The organism is Seonamhaeicola maritimus (assembly GCF_008056315.1).
Lineage (GTDB): Bacteria > Bacteroidota > Bacteroidia > Flavobacteriales > Flavobacteriaceae > Seonamhaeicola > Seonamhaeicola maritimus.
This window is the reverse complement of the sequence record NZ_VRKQ01000021.1, coordinates 78,314-94,645: the sequence shown is the minus strand read 5'-3', so window position 1 is coordinate 94,645 and position 16,332 is coordinate 78,314. Positions and strand designations below refer to the sequence as shown.

Here is a 16,332-nt window from a genome sequence, read left to right as displayed (position 1 = left end):
GCAATTCCATTCAATGAAGCACTTATTTTATATTTTATTTTTTTTCCTATTCATTATAAGTTGCTCATCTTCTACCAAAAAAAATTACAATTACTATTATAACCTTGTAAAAGACCAACATGAAATTGTTGAGTTAGTTTCAAATGGTGGCAATAGTCGAATTCTTATTTCACCTTTCCATCAAGGTAGAATATTAACTAGCACTTATAATAATGTTGAAGGCATAAGTAATGGCTGGATTAACGAAGAAGGACTAACAGATTTAAATAAAAGTATCGGTGGAGAAGAAAGGTTATGGATTGGTCCGTTAGGAAGTCAATTTTCATTCTATTTTCAACAAATAGAACCAATACACGATGATAATTGGAAAGTTCCTTCTACTATGGAATCTGAACCTTATACACTAATTTATAAAGATGAAAATCATGTAGAATTATCCAAATCAATGAATCTTACTAACTTTGTTGGAACAGAATTTAATCTTGAAGTGCACCGAAAGATATCTATTCTTCGACAAGAAATAATTCAAAAAAATCTAAATATCAAATTGAAGAACTCCACAAAACATGTAGCATTCGAAACAAATCATAAACTTACCAATTTGGACACTACAGCCTGGGTTAAAGAAAAGGGATTACTAGGGCTGTGGAGTGCTGGAATGTATCCTGGTGATGATTCAGTGGTTATTATTCCGCTTAAAAACGATGGCAAAAAACCTGATATCCTAACCTATTTAGCAACCATTGATAGTACACGCTTCATTGTAAAAAAGAACACGGTATTATTTAAAGTAGATGGCAAATACCGCAGTAAAATTGGAATACCTCCAGAGTTTGCTCCAAATATTTATGGATGTTATTCAAAGTCGAAAAATAAACTTACCATTGTTGAATATAAGAAAGAAAATGATTTATGGTATTCAAACTCCTTTGTAAGTATCCAAGAAGAACCTTTCCAAGGGGAAGCTATCCCAATCTACAATAACAGTGAAAACTTTTATGAGTTAGAATCTAATGCTCCTTTAAAAATTTTAAGTCACGGTGAAACGACTTCTCATTGGCATCGGGTGTATCATTTTTCAGATTCTTCGGAGAAATTAAACAAAATATCCCAAAGTTTACTCCATATTGATCTAAATGACATTAAGCTAAATGCTAATTAATTTTACAAATAATGACACCTATTAAGCAACGATAATTTGAAAATAAAAAACTTAAAACTCCCTCCTTTCAGCAAATACACCCCTCATTCTTAATATATTTTTCCTATGTATATTATTATATAAATTCAAAGATGAAATTTTTGATACTGTCATTTCTTCAGAAGAAGAAGTTAATATTATAATGTTTGGAGATTCGCTTATTGAAGAAGGTGAATGGAATATTTTATTAAATCGTAATGATATTAAAAAAAGAGGGTTTAGAGGGTTTACTACATCCCATTACAGATGGATATTAAAGGATAGTGTTTTAAATCATTCCCCTAAAGTGTGTTTCATTTCTGGAGGAATTAATGACATTGGAGCAGGAATTCCTTTAAAAAGAATTAAAACTAATTACAAAAACCTAATTAACACCTTTATCGAAAAAAAAAATCACACTGGTGGTGCAATCTACCCTATATCAAGAAAACAATGCATTTAGCAAATCTATGGTTGATAGTCTGAACACCTTTTTGATAGACTATTGCAAGAATAATAAAATTGAGTTTTTGGACATAAACTCAAGGTTATCATCTAACCATGGATTAAAAAAAGAATTTTCTAGGGATGGCACTCATTTAAATGAAAGTGCTTATATAATATGGGCCGAAGAAATAAAGAGTGTACTTAAAACTATAGAAAAAAGTCAAGGAAACCCTAAATAATTTCTGTCTCAAAAAGAGATATAAAATGTTTTAGCAATTTTTCTTTTACCTCAGATTCATCTACAGATTTTTTACCCAATTCTACATTTAAACTAGTAACAGCCTTACCTCGAATACCGCAAGGGATAATATTATCAAAATAACCTAAATCGGCATTAATATTTAGAGCAAAACCATGCATAGTAACCCAGCGACTAGCCCTAACACCCATGGCACATATTTTACGGGCAAATGGCGTACCAACATCTAACCAAACACCAGTTTCTCCTTTGCTACGTTCTGCTTTTAAGCCATATTCAGCTAATGTTAGAATAATCATTTCTTCAAGCAAACGAAGGTATTTATGAATATCTGTAAAGAAATTTTCTAAATCTAAAATGGGGTAACCTACAATTTGACCAGGACCGTGATAGGTAATATCACCTCCTCGGTTAATTTTATAAAAAGTAGCTCCCTTTTGTGTGAGTTGCTCTTCATTTAAAAGTAAGTTAGATAAATCACCACTTTTTCCTAAAGTATAAACATGCGGATGCTCTACAAATAAAAAGTAATTGTTAGTGTCTAAATTAGCTTCTTCTCGCCTATTCTTAATCTTCGTATCTACAATACCACGAAACAAATCCTCTTGGTAATCCCAGGTATCTTTGTAGTCTTTAAAACCTAAGTCTTGTAACTCAATTTTCTTATTCATAGATTGCAAAATTACGATAATTTTACAATCTATCTATCTGGGTTATTAAGTATAACCAATGCTGCAATTACTCCAGGAACCCAGCCACATAACCATAAAAGAAACACTATAAAAATAGAACCACACCCCTTATCTAGAACTGCTAAAGGTGGACATATAATAGACAGTAAAACTCTCCAAAAACTCATACTTTGATTTATTAACGATTGATGATATAACCGTTTGACGTAAATTTAGAAGTTTTGTTACAATGGCCTATTTTAATTAACACAAAGGGCTTCTAAAGTATCTTCAATATCGCCAGGTGTACTCATTATTTTCATAAAGGTTCCCATGGTTAATTCTGGCCAATGTAATGCAAGCCTATATTTACCATGAAGCATAGTTACAATATTATCTTGTAATATTATTTCATATGGTAATGCTGCAACATGATCTTCGCCAATTTTTGGTAAAAAATGAGATTCCCCATCCTCTTTATTTAACAGCCCAACTCCGAAAACTGCAACCTTAGCATTATTATAAATAAGCTTATAAACCATTTTTGTATTTCCTTTTTCTGAGGCCAGAGCATGCTCAATAGTTTTTAGACCTTCTTCAAATGATGAGAATTCATTTAATTCAACAGGATCGGAGAAGTAAGGCATCATAATTTTATAATGATATTTTTTTAATTTATCCTCTTTTATTCCACCCCCAAACGGCACAAAATCACTTCCTATAGTAGAAAATGTCCTCTTTAAATCTGTACTGATTTTTTTAAATGAATCACTATAAGTATTATAGTTATCACCCAAATAAGCTCTTAAAATATAATCAGGGTTAGTATAAGATATAGTCACTTTATTATCTTTCTTTACCAATCCTACTTTTAAAATCGCAGCTAAAGCACCTCTATCTAAAACTTTTACAGCGTTATTACTTAAATCATTCCTTGTAAAAGCAATTACCTTTAAAGAACTTTTATTTGATGGATTGTAATCTCCCAATACCGTAAATGAATTATCTTTTAAGGCAGAAATAATCTTATCTGACAATTCCTGCATACTTTCTGTAGACTCTGTTATTTTTATATAAGGATTTAATTCTTGCGCTAATACATTTAAACTTAAAAAAAACAGAATAATTGTGCTTAAAATTAGGGTTTTCATATCTAAAAAAATTAAATCTAAATAAAACCTATATTTCATATCAACCTATGATTATTGTCATATATGAGCTTATTAAAAGATTGATTTTCATGAAAATGAGCTTCATCGGGCTCAAAATTGAAAGAATAATTAAAAAGAAGCTTTTCGTTTTTTTTAAATAGTTTAATTTTGCGATTCTAAAAATCACAAAAATGCAGCTTTCTGAGCAAGAATTAGTAAGAAGAGAAAAATTAGGAAAATTACGTGAGTTAGGAATAAATCCGTACCCTGCAGATTTATACCCTGTAAACCATACTTCAAAACAAATTAAGGAAGGATTTGAGGAAGGCAAACGGGTTGTAATAGCAGGCAGACTGATGATGATCAAGGTTCAAGGAAAAGCTAGTTTTGCTCAGTTGCAGGATGCTGATGGAAAAATACAAGTGTATTTTAATAGGGATGAAATATGCCAAGGAGAAGACAAAACACTCTATAATGACATATTTAAAAAACTAATTGATTTTGGTGACTTTGTTGGTATTGAAGGTGAGCTTTTCGTAACTAAAGTAGGTGAGAAAAGTGTACGTGTTAAAAACTTTACTTTATTGAGTAAAGCATTAAAACCATTACCATTACCAAAAGAAAAAGACGGTATTGTTTATGATGCATTTACTGACCCTGAACAACGTTACAGACAGCGTTATGCAGATTTAGTTGTAAATCCGCAGGTTAAAGATGTATTTGTAAAACGCACAAAATTGTTTAATGCCATGCGTCAGTTTTTTAATGACGCTGGGTATTTTGAAGTTGAAACCCCTGTTCTACAACCTATTCCAGGAGGTGCTGCGGCTAGACCATTTATAACACATCATAATGCTTTAGATGTACCTTTATATATGCGAATTGCTAACGAGCTTTATTTAAAAAGACTAATTGTTGGTGGTTTTGATGGTGTATATGAGTTTTCTAAAAACTTTAGAAACGAAGGGATGGACAGAACCCACAACCCGGAGTTCACTGCAATGGAAATTTATGTTTCTTATAAAGATTACAATTGGATGATGGACTTCTGTGAGCAGTTATTAGAACATTGTGCTATGGCTGTAAACGGAACCACGCAGGCTACTTTTGGAGACCATGAAGTTGATTTTAAAGCGCCTTATGCCAGAGTAACCATGGCAGATTCTATCAAACATTTTACTGGTTTTGATATTACTGGTAAAACCGAAGATGAAATAAGACAAGCTGCTATAGATTTGGGTATTGAGGTTGACAACACTATGGGTAAAGGTAAATTGATTGATGAGATTTTTGGTGAAAAATGTGAAGGCAATTATATTCAACCAACCTTTATTACTGATTACCCAAAAGAAATGAGTCCGTTATGCAAAGAACATAGAGATAACCCTGAGCTAACAGAACGTTTTGAATTAATGGTTTGTGGTAAAGAAATTGCCAACGCCTACTCTGAATTAAACGACCCAATAGATCAACGTGAGCGTTTTGAACATCAATTAAAACTTGCTGCAAAAGGTGATGATGAAGCTACAGAGTTTATAGATTATGACTTTTTAAGAGCTTTGGAATACGGTATGCCTCCAACGTCTGGTATGGGAATTGGTATGGATAGATTAATTATGTTTTTAACGAACAACCAATCTATTCAAGAAGTGTTATTCTTTCCTCAAATGCGTCCAGAGAAAAAACAAGTTGCTTTAACAGATGAAGCTAAAGCAGTTTTAGACACTCTAAAAAAAGCGGAAAAACTAACCTTGGCTGATTTGAAACTACAGTCTGGTTTATCAAACAAAAAATGGGACAAGTCTATTAAAGAACTGACTAAAAATAATCTTGCTAAAGTTGAAAAGACTGAAGAAGGTTTGTATGTTGAAGTTGTTTAAAACAAAATATAAATTGACAAAAAAGGGAATCATTTATGATTCCCTTTTCTTATTTAAATGTTTTTCTATACTGAATAAAAACCTCTGTAAACAACAAAGGAACGGCCCAAGCTGCCCAACTCAAAAGAGTTGCCGGATGTTCCATAATTTCATAATGCTTCAGTACATCTGAAAACAATCTAAAAACAACAAATGCAAAAGTTACTACGTAACTTCTCGTCATCCATTCTTTATGTTGCATTATTTTTCTTTTTAAAATACAAAAGAAAGCCATTCCACTTGTAAGCAACCATGCAACTGCTAAAAAAGCAAGCCCCATCATATAGGTAATGTTAACTTTAGAAGTAAATGCCAACCCTAAACTGGCAATACTACCAATAAGAATTGCGATCAAGTATGTATAGCCAATTCTTCTATGCAGCTTTACATTCTTAGCTCTTAACTTTTTTGAGAATTGAAACGGACCAATTAATAGAGCTATCGTTCCACATAAAACATGAGGGAACACCCAATTTACTCTAGGCCAAAAGTATTTACCATAAGATTCTTCAGTAAATACGAAATATTCAATTGCCCTAGTAAGAACAAAGTAAAGTGCAATTAAAAAAATAAGGATTAAGGCAACTCTAGAGAGTAAACTCTTTTTTGATGAAACTGACATATAAATTGGGTTGATTACTTAGCATAATGAATATTACAAATTGAAAGAGAGGCATTTACTCAAATTTACAAAATTTAAAATACCTCAATCAAATATCGCAAAAATTTGCCTAATCAATTAAACCATATCTTGCATTTTTAGTCCAATTTGTGGTATTATTTTTGAGGACTAACCACCTTATTTATTATTATCTTTATTAACTAAAAATCAACCTTACTACCTAACAAAAATGATTAAAAAAATCACTCTTGGTTTAACTGTAATTTTTCTTTTATCCTTCACCCTCACTAATAACTTTAGAGAGTTAGTTCAAGAAAAACTTTCTGGCTATATTGATAATTACCCTGAAAAAGTTTATGTACAGACAGATAAACCTTATTACACTATTGGGGAAGATATTTGGTTTAATACATACTTAGTTAACGGGGTAAACCATAAACGCACTAACAAAAGCAAAATAGTATATGTTGAATTAATTAATGAAAAAGACAGCATTGTTTCAAAAAAACAGCTTTACATTTTTAATACGAGTGCCGCAGGAGATTTCGAAATTAAAAAGAATTGGAATCCAGGAAATTACATGCTTCGGGCATATACCAACTACATGAGAAACAATGAGGCAGACTATTTTTTCCAAAAACAAATTCCGATTTGGGATGTCACTAAAACAGATAGCATTAACGATATTATAGAAACCATTGAACTTACAAGCCCCGAAACCCAAATAGAGCTTCAAGAAAAACCAGATATTCAGTTCTTCCCAGAAGGCGGTTATCTTATTGATGGGTTAGCTTCAAAAGTTGGCATAAAAATAAAAGATAAACTTAATAGAAACATTACCATTAATGGTGTTATAAAAGACTCAGATAACAAAACAATTTCTTCCTTTAAAACGTTCCAATTTGGATTGGGTATTGTGACACTTATACCAGAAACTAACAAAACATATTACGCTGCAGTAACAATTAATGGCGAAGAAATAACATATCCGCTACCAAAACCTTTGCCTAACGGATATAATTTAAACATTGTAAACAACGGAGACCATCTGGTTGTTAAAGTTGCTACTAACAATTCTTTAGGCCTACAAAATTCATATTTATTGGCGCATCAAAGAGGAGCTTTGGTTTTTGAAAAATTAGAAACAGATGCTAACAATTCGTACATTATTAAATTAAATACAAATACGCTTTCTGATGGTGTAACTCATTTCACTTTGTTTAATAGCACTGGAAAACCTGTTTGTGAGCGTTTGGTTTATATTGATAACCCTGAAGACGACGCTATACTTAGCTTAACATCCGACAATGAAACTCCAACTAGAAGAGACCATGTAAACCTTAATATAGATTTAAAGGACAAAGAAGGGAATGCGTTAACTGGAAATTTATCAATGGCTATTACCGATATTGATGCTGTTGGTCACAGTTCTAAAACCGAAAATATAAAAACCTATTTATTACTGAATTCAGATTTAAGAGGGCAAATTGAAAACCCAGGTTACTTCTTTGAAAAAGAAAACGATCCTAAAAGGCGTTATCTTTTAGATTTAACAATGCTAACCCATGGATGGCGCCGATTTATTTGGAATGAGCTATTATACCAAAATAATGAAGACAGTATTACATTTAAACCAGAAATAGGACTTTATATCTCTGGGCGTACCACCTCTAAGCGAAAAAAAGGAAATATTTCTGCATCAACTAGAATAACATTTATGGGTGGTTTCCCTTATCAAGAAAAAAAGAGGTCTGATGCAAATGGCACTTTTAGTTATGGGCCTTTTGTTTTTATGGACACCATGCCTACTATTCTTGAAGCACGCATAAAAAAGTTTCAAAAAGAAGAAACAAAAAATAACAGGTTAGTTGATATTCATTTAGATAAAAATTACGGACCAAGTCCAAAGGTTAACCGTAAATCTATTTTAAAACCAAATATGGATGATCAAACTAAAATCACAAATTTCATTCAACAGTCAAAAGATATTTTCAAAATAAATGAAGGGTTTTTAGAAGAAGCAAGATTACTTGATGAAGTAGTTGTTACTGCTACCCTAAAGTCTCAAAAAGAAAAAAGGAACGAAGAGCTTAATGAAAAAGCTGTCTATGGTTACCCAAGTAACCGAATAGATATGCAGGAATATGAAAATATGGAAACCTTCTTTATTTTAGACTTAATTGGCATGCTTCCTGGAGTAAATGTGGTTAACGATACTATATCTATAAGAGGAGCTGGAACACCAAGTATTTATTTAAACAATATACCTGTTGAACTTACAGATATTAGCACAATGACAGGTGCAGATGTAGAATTTATAGATGTTTTAAAAGGTGTTGATGCCTCTTATTTTCCAAATAGTGCTAATGGTGTTATTGTAATTCATCAAAGGGAAGGCGCCGATTTTTTCGCAAAAAACATCAAACGCAAACCGGGTATAATAGATTTTACATCCACAGGTTTTTATACAGCTAGAGAGTTTTATGCCCCTGACCATATGTATGGTTTTGAAGAAGCCTCTAGAGAAGATATTAGAACCACACTCCATTGGGAACCAAAAATAAACCTTACAAGTGTAGATACCTCAGCTAGGGTATCATTCTTTACTAGTGACATTAGAAGTAATTACGCCATAAAAATTGAAGGTATAACAGACAGCGGAATTCCTGTTTATCATCTTTCAACATTTGAAGTAGAATAGGGCAATCTTTATGTATAAAAACAAAACCCAGTAATTTTCCTTACTGGGTTTTAAACTAACTAACAACTTAACTAAATAATACTAAACTAACTTCCGATCCTTCTCACCGGATCTATATTGTTTTAGATATAATTCTTTATGAAAAACTAAATTCTATTACAAATAGACAACAAAAAACACATACCATCACCTCAATTTAGAAATGTTTAACAGCCATTTATAACTTCTTTAAGAAAAGACGTTTAGACTGTTAATTTTTTTAAGAAAATTACTATCCAAATCAATTTCTGCTTTTAAAATACTATCTAAATATTTGTCCTATTTTTTGCTGATATATATCGTATCTCCTTAAGTTATTATGACGCCCTCCATCAATAGTAATAAATTCTGCGTTTTTCTTGGAAGCGACTTTATAAAGCTCTTTTCCAGAAGTATAAGGAACAACATCATCATTCGTACCATGAAATATGGTAATAGGACAACTAACATTCTGAATATACTTGTAAGACTGAAATTTATATTTTAAAAGCCATTTTACAGGGTATATAGGAAACCTAGACTTTCCCACATCTGCAATGCTATAATAAGGAGTTTCAAGTACCAGTTGCTTAGGGCTATTAGTTGATGATATATAAGTTGCTATTCCAGTTCCAAGAGAACGTCCATAAACGCTTATACTTTTCTCTTCGTACCTGTCCAATAAATAGTTATAACAGTACTGGGCATCACTAAAAAAAGCGGCCTCACTTAACTCCCCCTTACTCTTTCCAAAAGTTCTATAATCCATAACTAAAACATCATACTGCTTATCTACCAGGAATTGAGCCCTTCTACCCCAACTGGCTAAATTTCTAGAATTGCCATTAAAATATAATACTACACCTTTTGGATTCTCAATTTTGAAATGAATCATATTAATACGGCCTCCATCGGTTTCCATAAAAACCTCTTCAAACGGGTGTGAAAATTCATAGCTAAAATCATCTGGTAATGGTCTAGGTAGAAACAAAATTTTTTCTTGATAAAAGTACAAAGACGCACCAATTATAAGGTAAATGATGCCCAAGATAGCACCTACTCTTTTAAGCCTTGTTACTGCTCTTTTTCGACGAGTGTTTAACATGAATACTAGTAGTTGATAAATCTATTTTTTCTGGGTTATTGTTCAATATGTCATGAATCATTTCATGGTACGACTCAAAATTATTTAAGTTTTTATGCCCTCCTCCAATTACAGTATATAACTTAGTTAGTTTCGGGTTAACTTTTGATAATTTTATACTTGTTTTATAAGGTATTAATTTATCATTTGTACCATGTATAATATGAATAGGACATTCAACATATTTTAACCATTTATATGTAGGTAACGGATATTTTATTAAAATTGACAGTGGCATAAATGGCGCATATCTTGCTGTAACTTTTGTCAGACTATAATAGGGCGCGTCTAAAATGAGCATTTTAGGATGATTCATTGAAGCCAATTTTGCAGCAAAACCAGACCCTAAAGATCGACCGTAAAGCACAATTCTGTCCTCAGTTGTTTTCTCTTTTAGTTTATTATAAATAACCTGTAAATCTCTTTTGATAGCCTTTTGAGAACGACGGCCTGTACTCTTACCAAAACCACGATAATCTACCATTAAAACATTATACCCGTGTCTGGTAAAATCCACTGCAAACTTACCCCAACCCTTAATGCTTTTTGAATTTCCCTTTAGATATAAAACAACACCATTGGATTCTGTTTTAGGCTTAAACAGCAAACCATTAATAATAGCACCATCTCTGGTTTCTAAATTATATTCTTTTATATCTTGGTTTTCATAGTAGAACTCAAAGTCTTTTGGAAGCTTCTCTGGTTTAAACAACATATAATCTTGTAAATAATACAAGGCAATACTTATTACTACATAGGCAACAAAAATTACAATACAAATGTGCAACCAATAGGGCATTTAAAACCTGTTTGATACTAATATACAATAAATAGACTAATTACTTTCTAGCTCCCTTTTAACATAATCTTTAATAGACATATCATTAATAATAACATCTTTTAAAACCGATACTCCATTCTTTATATGCACTAAAGCGTAAACATTAGTCAATACAGAATCGCGTAGGTTTTCCCTAACGGCAACCTCAGCGTCATAAGCTTTAGTTTCTTCCATATAATATCTATTAAAAGGATATTCTATATTTAGCTTATTAGAATAGTTATCATACCGATCTACCTTAACTTCTAAAAAGTCTTTATCGTCGTCAATTAACAATTCTCTACTTACTTTATCAATTTTTGCAAAACCTAAACTATCAATATCTAGATAAGCATACACTTTTTGATTTCTCTCCCAGATTGAGTCCATCGTATTATATGAGGTTGCCTCAAAACCTAAAGAAATATATTTTCCTCTGAAAGGATCTTCTGGGTCTATTGGTCTTGTTTTAAATTTAAATACCATTCCCGTTTTAAGCACATCTTCTCTATTGAGAATCATTTGTGCAGGAACAAATAATTGAGCTGCCGCTACAATTAAAAAGATTATGAATATATATAATGACTTCATTTTATTAATTTTTTACATTTAGTTTTCTCTCCTTCTGTTTTTTCAGCATTAAATAATTAGCTAAAAAGAATCCTAACCCAAATCCAACAAACAACAAACCTCTTAGGACAAAAGACATATCTGTATCAAAGAATCTGCAAACAATTAAAATAGCTATGATTAATAATCCGTAGTTTAAAATTCCAAAGTGAAATTTATCCGCACCAATTTTAATAGTTATAAGGGCAATAATTAAAATTAAAAGATTGATTATAGTTAAAGGGATGAATTTATTGCCAAAACCTATAAAGAAAATGACACTAAAAATCACAAATATATAGTGCGAAAGATTATAGCGTTTTATCCAACTTTTTGAGTACGAATATACCAACACACCAAAAGCCATTAGAAATAAAACTAACGAAACATAGAATTCTTGAGAATTAATGTCTAAGGTGTTTTTAATTCTATCTTTCCATAACCAATCAAAACTTGTTATTATAAGCATATAAATGGTACCTAAAGAACCTAAAATTAAATAGCCATTTCGCCTTAACTTTCTATTATCAAACAACGGCATTTTACCTATGTTATAAAATAGCCCGAATAGACACACGTACATCAACACTCCGAACTCACCAATTTTAACAATGAAAGTCCCCAATACAATGATTAAACTCAAAGGTAAAAGCCAGTTAAAAATAGATGTGATATTTGCATCTATATTATTTTTTAACAACTGCAAACAATAAGGCACCGCTAATGCTAACAATAATATATAAAACCAAGGTGTATTACTACTTGACAAAAACGAGTACCCATAATCGGTTGCATAATAGGTCATAAATAGTATGTGCAAAATTGCCAGCATATGAGATTTTAAAAGATAAATTAACGGCGCACATAGTAGTATCCAGGTTAAAAGAAAGCTACTAACACTACCTGGAATATTATAGATTTGACTTATTAAAGACATACTAGAACCTACCGCAAAAAACAGAAATGTTCCTGAAGCTTCTTTCCAAACTTTAGTCTTGTTTTTCAGAATAGAAAAACCAACAAATCCATGCCCAATAACCAATGGGAAGAAAGCGAAAAATGTCTTCATTGATCTTGAAAAATCATCCCAATTATGAGCTAAAATCAGGATAATCCCCAACCCAACCAATAGAGCACCTAAAACACCAAACACAGTAAATAATCTGTTAGGTGCATTATCTTTTTTAGATTGATAATATGCTTCAATCTTTGATGCAATTCCCTCTGAAATAACCTGTTGTTCAACAAGTTCTTTTATCTCACTTTGAATTTTTGAATTCATATAAAATACATTATACTTTATTTTTAAACTAGTTTTTCATTAAATTCACCCCGCCAACTCTCATATCAAAATCAAAAGTATAATTACTTTTTAAATGGAAATTCGCAGTCGACATTTGCACCTTCTCTCTACCATCTTCTGGTAGAACTAATAATATTATCAAATGATCTTTAGTTATTTTTGATGTCGCTTTAATTTTACTGCTTAATTCTCCTCTTATCTCAAACCCATAACCAACTTCAGCAATAGATGTATTTACAAGCTCTGAATCGCCAATAGTTCCGCTGATTTCATAATTATCTTTAATTTCCATTTGAATGGGGATTACCCCTATTTCTTTATTAAAATCAATATTTAAAAATTTGCCTTCTCCAGACCAAGTTCCAATTAAATAAGGGTTTGAAGAAACTACACTTTTATTATCTGCTTTGGGTTCCGCACAGGACAAGGATAATACTATTACTAAAAAACAGGTTAGAACTCTCATAATTATATTTTTAAAATTTATTTTGTATTCAAAGTTATTTCGTGACGTTTTATATATGTATAAACCAATATCGTTAATCCAATTGCTGATATAATATGTTTTAGCGTATGCCCGCTTATAAGTGAAAAAAGACTAAATATTTCTTTATCAAAAATCTCACAGAACTTTGCAATTATATAAGCTATTAATAATAACCAATAACCGAGAGTCATGTTATATTTAGATTTAAAACAAACTAAAACAACAGGTATTGCAAACATTGGGTAGAATTGAACCAGGGAATAAAACCTTAAATCATCGTAAACCCACCAATGAAGAATTGATAGAAACCCAACAATAATTAACGGAAAAAGCAATTTGATTCCCAGTTTTGATTTAAAAAATTCACTAATTATAATAGACACTAGAGACATAAAAATTACCGTCATTGGTAATCGATCCCAAATCAAAGTTGAGTTAGTAGGATTTAGATGGTAATAACCAGACCCTATTGAAACAAGAACAATTCCTATAAAAAGAACAAGATATTGCGTTGTGTTTTCCCTAATTTTGTTCAAATTAATTAAACCCACAATACCAACAATTGCAAAGGGGATATTTGAAATAACATTCCAAAAGTTAGAAATATTTAAAATTTCATAAGAATCACTAAAATTATGATACAATTGATCCTGCTCTATAGGAGGAACTAAGCATACTCCTCCAATAGCCAGAAATGCCAATGCAGTTAAAATCCCCCATCCAACACGCTCCTTATTCAACTTGATTTTCATCGTCATCTGGTTTTAAAACCTCGCAACCGCAAACAGCTGCGAGGTTCTGGTTAGCTAACCAATCATCAAAACAATATTTATATTATTCTGTTTTGATTCATAAGTTTAAAACTCACTATTTATCTGTTTTATTATTTCGTTCAATATATTGAACATCCCTTGTATTCTTCTGAACAGCAATAGCAGCAAACAAACTTAATAGGAAAGACATGCCGTAAAATCCTTTTTCACTTAAAAGTAAATCGGCATTCCAAAGACCTACAACTAAAAGCACAATTGAAATCACAGTTGTAAACCAACTTATACTATGATAAATTTCAGTAACAGGAATATTCTCTAATTTATCTCTTACTGCTTTCTGAACAGAAATAACTGAAAACAACCCAAAAAGCAAGACTGTAAAATAGTATCCCTTTTCGTTTAGCATCATATCAGAATTCCACAGGCCAATGCAATAAGAAACCATTCCTATAAACAATGCAGACCACGATGCTCCAATAAAAGCTGGTGTTGGTTTTTGATCAAAAACTTTATTCGTTTTTTTCGATTTTGGCTCTTTAGATTTTTCATCTATTGAAACAGTTGTTTGATAATTCATAATAATTGTTTTAATGATTACAAGACAAAACTGCAAAACAACTACCAATAATTAAAAACAATATGCCATATAAACTGACGATATTTTTTTAACTTTTAAAATTATAATTACTATTTTTATTAAAGTTTAAAAATAATTACTGACGACTTAATGAATAATTTAAATACCATAATTTCAAGCTTTTCTACTGAAGACAAGCAACGTTTTTTAAACCATCTTGAAAAAAACAACAAGCGGAAAGACGTTAAAAACATTGCTCTGTTTAAACATTTATCTGATAATAAATTAGATTCGAAAGAAGTTTGTATACGACTCTATGGAGCAGACAAAAAAAACGCCTACCATGCTTTAAGAAAGCGCTTGTACCAATCTATTATTCATTATACTGCAAATAATAGCTTAGAAGAAGAAAGCTCTATTGAAAACAACATTATAAAATACATTTTAGCTTCTCGGTTCTTTTTACAGCAAAAACAATACAAACCTGCTTATAAGGTTTTGAATAAAGCCGAAATCATAGCTAAAGAACACCATTTATTCGCCTTACTTAACGAGATTTATAGTACACAAATTCAATATTCAGACTTCTTGCCCACTATTGATTTAAATGAACTTATCACCAAGTTCAACAAAAACAAGAAAAAACATCAACTGGAAGACACCCTTAACATTATTTATGCAAAAGTTAAACACACTCTGAATGCCATTACCTACAAAGGAGAAATAATTGACTTTCAAACTATTCTAAATGATTTGTTTCAAGAATACAACATCAACATAGATGAAAGTATGTCTTTTAAATCATTATATCAACTAATGAGTATTGTTAGCTTTTCGGCATTTGCGACAAACGATTATTTAAAAGTAGAACCTTTTTTAATTAGCACTTACAAATCCATCATATCTTACAAAAGAGAGGAGAAACAACCATTTTATCATATTCAAATTTTATACATGATTGCCAATACATTTTTTAGGAATAAGAAATTTGATAAATCGTTACATTACTTAAATCTGATGTATGACGAAATGCTACTTCATAAAAAAAATTACTACAACACATTTAAACTAAAGCATCATCTAGTTTTATCTTTAAACTTAAACTTTACTAACAAACAGGAAGAAGCCATAAAAACACTTGAGCCTTTAATCAAAATAAAGCATTCCGATTTAGAATCTCTTTTAGACATTCATTTAAGCTTAATAATGTTCTACTTCCAAAAACGTGAATTTAAAAAAGCACTTCATATATTTTCAAAATTCTATCATACTGATAAATGGTATATTGAAAAAGCTGGAATAGATTGGGTTTTAAAAAAGAACCTAACCGAAATTTTGCTTCATATAGAACTCGGAAATATTGATTTAGTTGAATCTAGATTACTAAGTTTTCAAAGACATTATAACAAGCACCTAAAGGCCTCCAATCAAAATAGAGCCATCACTTTTATTGAACTTGTAAAACAGTTTTACAAAACCCCTGAAGAAGTTACTTCTGACTCTTTTAAAGCTACTGTAAAAAACTCCTTTGAATGGGTAAGTGCAGAACGTGAAGATATTTTTGTAATGAGTTTTTATGCATGGTTAAAAAGTAAAATGACCAAACAACCCATTTATAAAACCACCTTAGAAATTATTCAAGAAAACTAAC

At 31.1% G+C, this 16,332-nt stretch carries 17 protein-coding genes; 6 read left to right on the top strand and 11 right to left on the bottom strand.

What is annotated here, in order from left to right; genetic code table 11:
• Positions 1 to 13 precede the first annotated feature (13 nt).
• From FUA22_RS17725 to FUA22_RS18515, 3 genes are all read left to right on the top strand, one after another.
• The gene (locus tag FUA22_RS17725; RefSeq protein WP_147769941.1) at positions 14 to 1,162 is read left to right on the top strand and encodes a DUF6786 family protein; all 1,149 of its coding nucleotides are present in this window, start codon (positions 14 to 16) and stop codon (positions 1,160 to 1,162) included.
• A gap of 181 nt (positions 1,163 to 1,343) precedes the next feature.
• Positions 1,344 to 1,643: a GDSL-type esterase/lipase family protein gene (locus FUA22_RS17720; RefSeq protein ID WP_147769940.1), complete on the top strand. Its 300-nt coding sequence runs from the start codon at positions 1,344 to 1,346 to the stop codon at positions 1,641 to 1,643.
• A 67-nt stretch (positions 1,644 to 1,710) separates the two neighbouring features.
• A complete protein-coding gene (locus FUA22_RS18515) occupies positions 1,711 to 1,866 on the top strand; it encodes a hypothetical protein (RefSeq protein WP_170309964.1) in 156 nt (51 codons plus the stop codon).
• On the opposite strand, the gene lipB is transcribed toward FUA22_RS18515, so the two are convergent.
• The 3 genes from lipB to FUA22_RS17700 form a co-directional block, all read right to left on the bottom strand.
• A complete protein-coding gene (gene lipB / locus FUA22_RS17710; RefSeq protein ID WP_147769938.1) occupies positions 1,859 to 2,557 on the bottom strand; it encodes a lipoyl(octanoyl) transferase LipB in 699 nt (232 codons plus the stop codon). The genes FUA22_RS18515 and lipB overlap by 8 nt on opposite strands.
• A 29-nt stretch (positions 2,558 to 2,586) precedes the next feature.
• Positions 2,587 to 2,745 (bottom strand): YqaE/Pmp3 family membrane protein, encoded by a 159-nt coding sequence (locus FUA22_RS17705; protein WP_147769937.1) that lies wholly within the window; start codon positions 2,743 to 2,745, stop codon positions 2,587 to 2,589.
• A 72-nt stretch (positions 2,746 to 2,817) separates the two neighbouring features.
• The gene (locus tag FUA22_RS17700) at positions 2,818 to 3,708 is read right to left on the bottom strand and encodes a hypothetical protein (RefSeq protein WP_147769936.1); all 891 of its coding nucleotides are present in this window, start codon (positions 3,706 to 3,708) and stop codon (positions 2,818 to 2,820) included.
• Between the two features lie 191 nt (positions 3,709 to 3,899).
• Between FUA22_RS17700 and lysS the strand changes: the two genes are divergently transcribed.
• Positions 3,900 to 5,588: a lysine--tRNA ligase gene (lysS, locus tag FUA22_RS17695; RefSeq protein WP_147769935.1), complete on the top strand. Its 1,689-nt coding sequence runs from the start codon at positions 3,900 to 3,902 to the stop codon at positions 5,586 to 5,588.
• Positions 5,589 to 5,637: 49 nt separating this feature from the next.
• Here lysS and FUA22_RS17690 read toward each other — a convergent pair whose 3' ends face one another.
• A complete protein-coding gene (locus FUA22_RS17690) occupies positions 5,638 to 6,249 on the bottom strand; it encodes a DUF2306 domain-containing protein (RefSeq protein WP_147769934.1) in 612 nt (203 codons plus the stop codon).
• Positions 6,250 to 6,478: 229 nt separating this feature from the next.
• Here FUA22_RS17690 and FUA22_RS17685 point away from each other — a divergent pair, with 229 nt between their 5' ends.
• Positions 6,479 to 8,950, top strand: a complete 2,472-nt coding sequence (locus tag FUA22_RS17685; RefSeq protein ID WP_147769933.1) for a TonB-dependent receptor — start codon at positions 6,479 to 6,481, stop codon at positions 8,948 to 8,950.
• A gap of 301 nt (positions 8,951 to 9,251) precedes the next feature.
• Here the strand turns inward: FUA22_RS17685 and FUA22_RS17680 are convergent, their stop codons facing one another.
• From FUA22_RS17680 to yiaA, 7 genes are all read right to left on the bottom strand, one after another.
• Positions 9,252 to 10,073, bottom strand: coding sequence for an alpha/beta hydrolase (locus FUA22_RS17680; RefSeq protein ID WP_147769932.1), 822 nt, complete (start codon positions 10,071 to 10,073; stop codon positions 9,252 to 9,254).
• Positions 10,033 to 10,911, bottom strand: coding sequence for an alpha/beta hydrolase (locus FUA22_RS17675; RefSeq protein ID WP_147769931.1), 879 nt, complete (start codon positions 10,909 to 10,911; stop codon positions 10,033 to 10,035). The genes FUA22_RS17680 and FUA22_RS17675 overlap by 41 nt, the downstream gene beginning before the upstream one ends.
• A 36-nt stretch (positions 10,912 to 10,947) precedes the next feature.
• A complete protein-coding gene (locus tag FUA22_RS17670; RefSeq protein WP_147769930.1) occupies positions 10,948 to 11,523 on the bottom strand; it encodes a GDYXXLXY domain-containing protein in 576 nt (191 codons plus the stop codon).
• 4 nt (positions 11,524 to 11,527) lie between these two features.
• The gene (locus FUA22_RS17665) at positions 11,528 to 12,823 is read right to left on the bottom strand and encodes a DUF2157 domain-containing protein (RefSeq protein WP_147769929.1); all 1,296 of its coding nucleotides are present in this window, start codon (positions 12,821 to 12,823) and stop codon (positions 11,528 to 11,530) included.
• Positions 12,824 to 12,851: 28 nt separating this feature from the next.
• Positions 12,852 to 13,310, bottom strand: coding sequence for a hypothetical protein (locus FUA22_RS17660; protein ID WP_147769928.1), 459 nt, complete (start codon positions 13,308 to 13,310; stop codon positions 12,852 to 12,854).
• Positions 13,311 to 13,327: 17 nt separating this feature from the next.
• Positions 13,328 to 14,083, bottom strand: a complete 756-nt coding sequence (locus tag FUA22_RS17655; protein WP_170309963.1) for a ceramidase domain-containing protein — start codon at positions 14,081 to 14,083, stop codon at positions 13,328 to 13,330.
• Positions 14,084 to 14,198: 115 nt separating this feature from the next.
• On the bottom strand, positions 14,199 to 14,681 hold the full coding sequence (gene yiaA, locus FUA22_RS17650; protein ID WP_147769926.1) for an inner membrane protein YiaA: 483 nt from the start codon (positions 14,679 to 14,681) through the stop codon (positions 14,199 to 14,201).
• Positions 14,682 to 14,831: 150 nt separating this feature from the next.
• On the opposite strand from yiaA, the gene FUA22_RS17645 reads away from it, so the two are divergent.
• Positions 14,832 to 16,331, top strand: coding sequence for a hypothetical protein (locus FUA22_RS17645; RefSeq protein WP_147769925.1), 1,500 nt, complete (start codon positions 14,832 to 14,834; stop codon positions 16,329 to 16,331).
• Position 16,332 lies beyond the last annotated feature (1 nt).

Bases quoted from the DNA above. Each gene is read 5' to 3' on its own strand.
- FUA22_RS17685 (WP_147769933.1), top strand. From the start codon at position 6,479: ATGATTAAAAAAATCACTCTTGGTTTAACTGTAATTTTTCTTTTATCC.
- FUA22_RS17675 (WP_147769931.1), bottom strand. From the start codon at position 10,911: ATGCCCTATTGGTTGCACATTTGTATTGTAATTTTTGTTGCCTATGTA.
- FUA22_RS17680 (WP_147769932.1), bottom strand. From the start codon at position 10,073: ATGTTAAACACTCGTCGAAAAAGAGCAGTAACAAGGCTTAAAAGAGTA.
- FUA22_RS17660 (WP_147769928.1), bottom strand. From the start codon at position 13,310: ATGAGAGTTCTAACCTGTTTTTTAGTAATAGTATTATCCTTGTCCTGT.
- FUA22_RS17705 (WP_147769937.1), bottom strand. From the start codon at position 2,745: ATGAGTTTTTGGAGAGTTTTACTGTCTATTATATGTCCACCTTTAGCA.
- FUA22_RS17670 (WP_147769930.1), bottom strand. From the start codon at position 11,523: ATGAAGTCATTATATATATTCATAATCTTTTTAATTGTAGCGGCAGCT.
- FUA22_RS17720 (WP_147769940.1), top strand. From the start codon at position 1,344: ATGTTTGGAGATTCGCTTATTGAAGAAGGTGAATGGAATATTTTATTA.
- FUA22_RS17645 (WP_147769925.1), top strand. From the start codon at position 14,832: ATGAATAATTTAAATACCATAATTTCAAGCTTTTCTACTGAAGACAAG.
- FUA22_RS17665 (WP_147769929.1), bottom strand. From the start codon at position 12,823: ATGAATTCAAAAATTCAAAGTGAGATAAAAGAACTTGTTGAACAACAG.
- FUA22_RS17655 (WP_170309963.1), bottom strand. From the start codon at position 14,083: ATGAAAATCAAGTTGAATAAGGAGCGTGTTGGATGGGGGATTTTAACT.
- lipB (WP_147769938.1), bottom strand. From the start codon at position 2,557: ATGAATAAGAAAATTGAGTTACAAGACTTAGGTTTTAAAGACTACAAA.
- lysS (WP_147769935.1), top strand. From the start codon at position 3,900: ATGCAGCTTTCTGAGCAAGAATTAGTAAGAAGAGAAAAATTAGGAAAA.
- FUA22_RS17725 (WP_147769941.1), top strand. From the start codon at position 14: ATGAAGCACTTATTTTATATTTTATTTTTTTTCCTATTCATTATAAGT.
- yiaA (WP_147769926.1), bottom strand. From the start codon at position 14,681: ATGAATTATCAAACAACTGTTTCAATAGATGAAAAATCTAAAGAGCCA.
- FUA22_RS17690 (WP_147769934.1), bottom strand. From the start codon at position 6,249: ATGTCAGTTTCATCAAAAAAGAGTTTACTCTCTAGAGTTGCCTTAATC.
- FUA22_RS17700 (WP_147769936.1), bottom strand. From the start codon at position 3,708: ATGAAAACCCTAATTTTAAGCACAATTATTCTGTTTTTTTTAAGTTTA.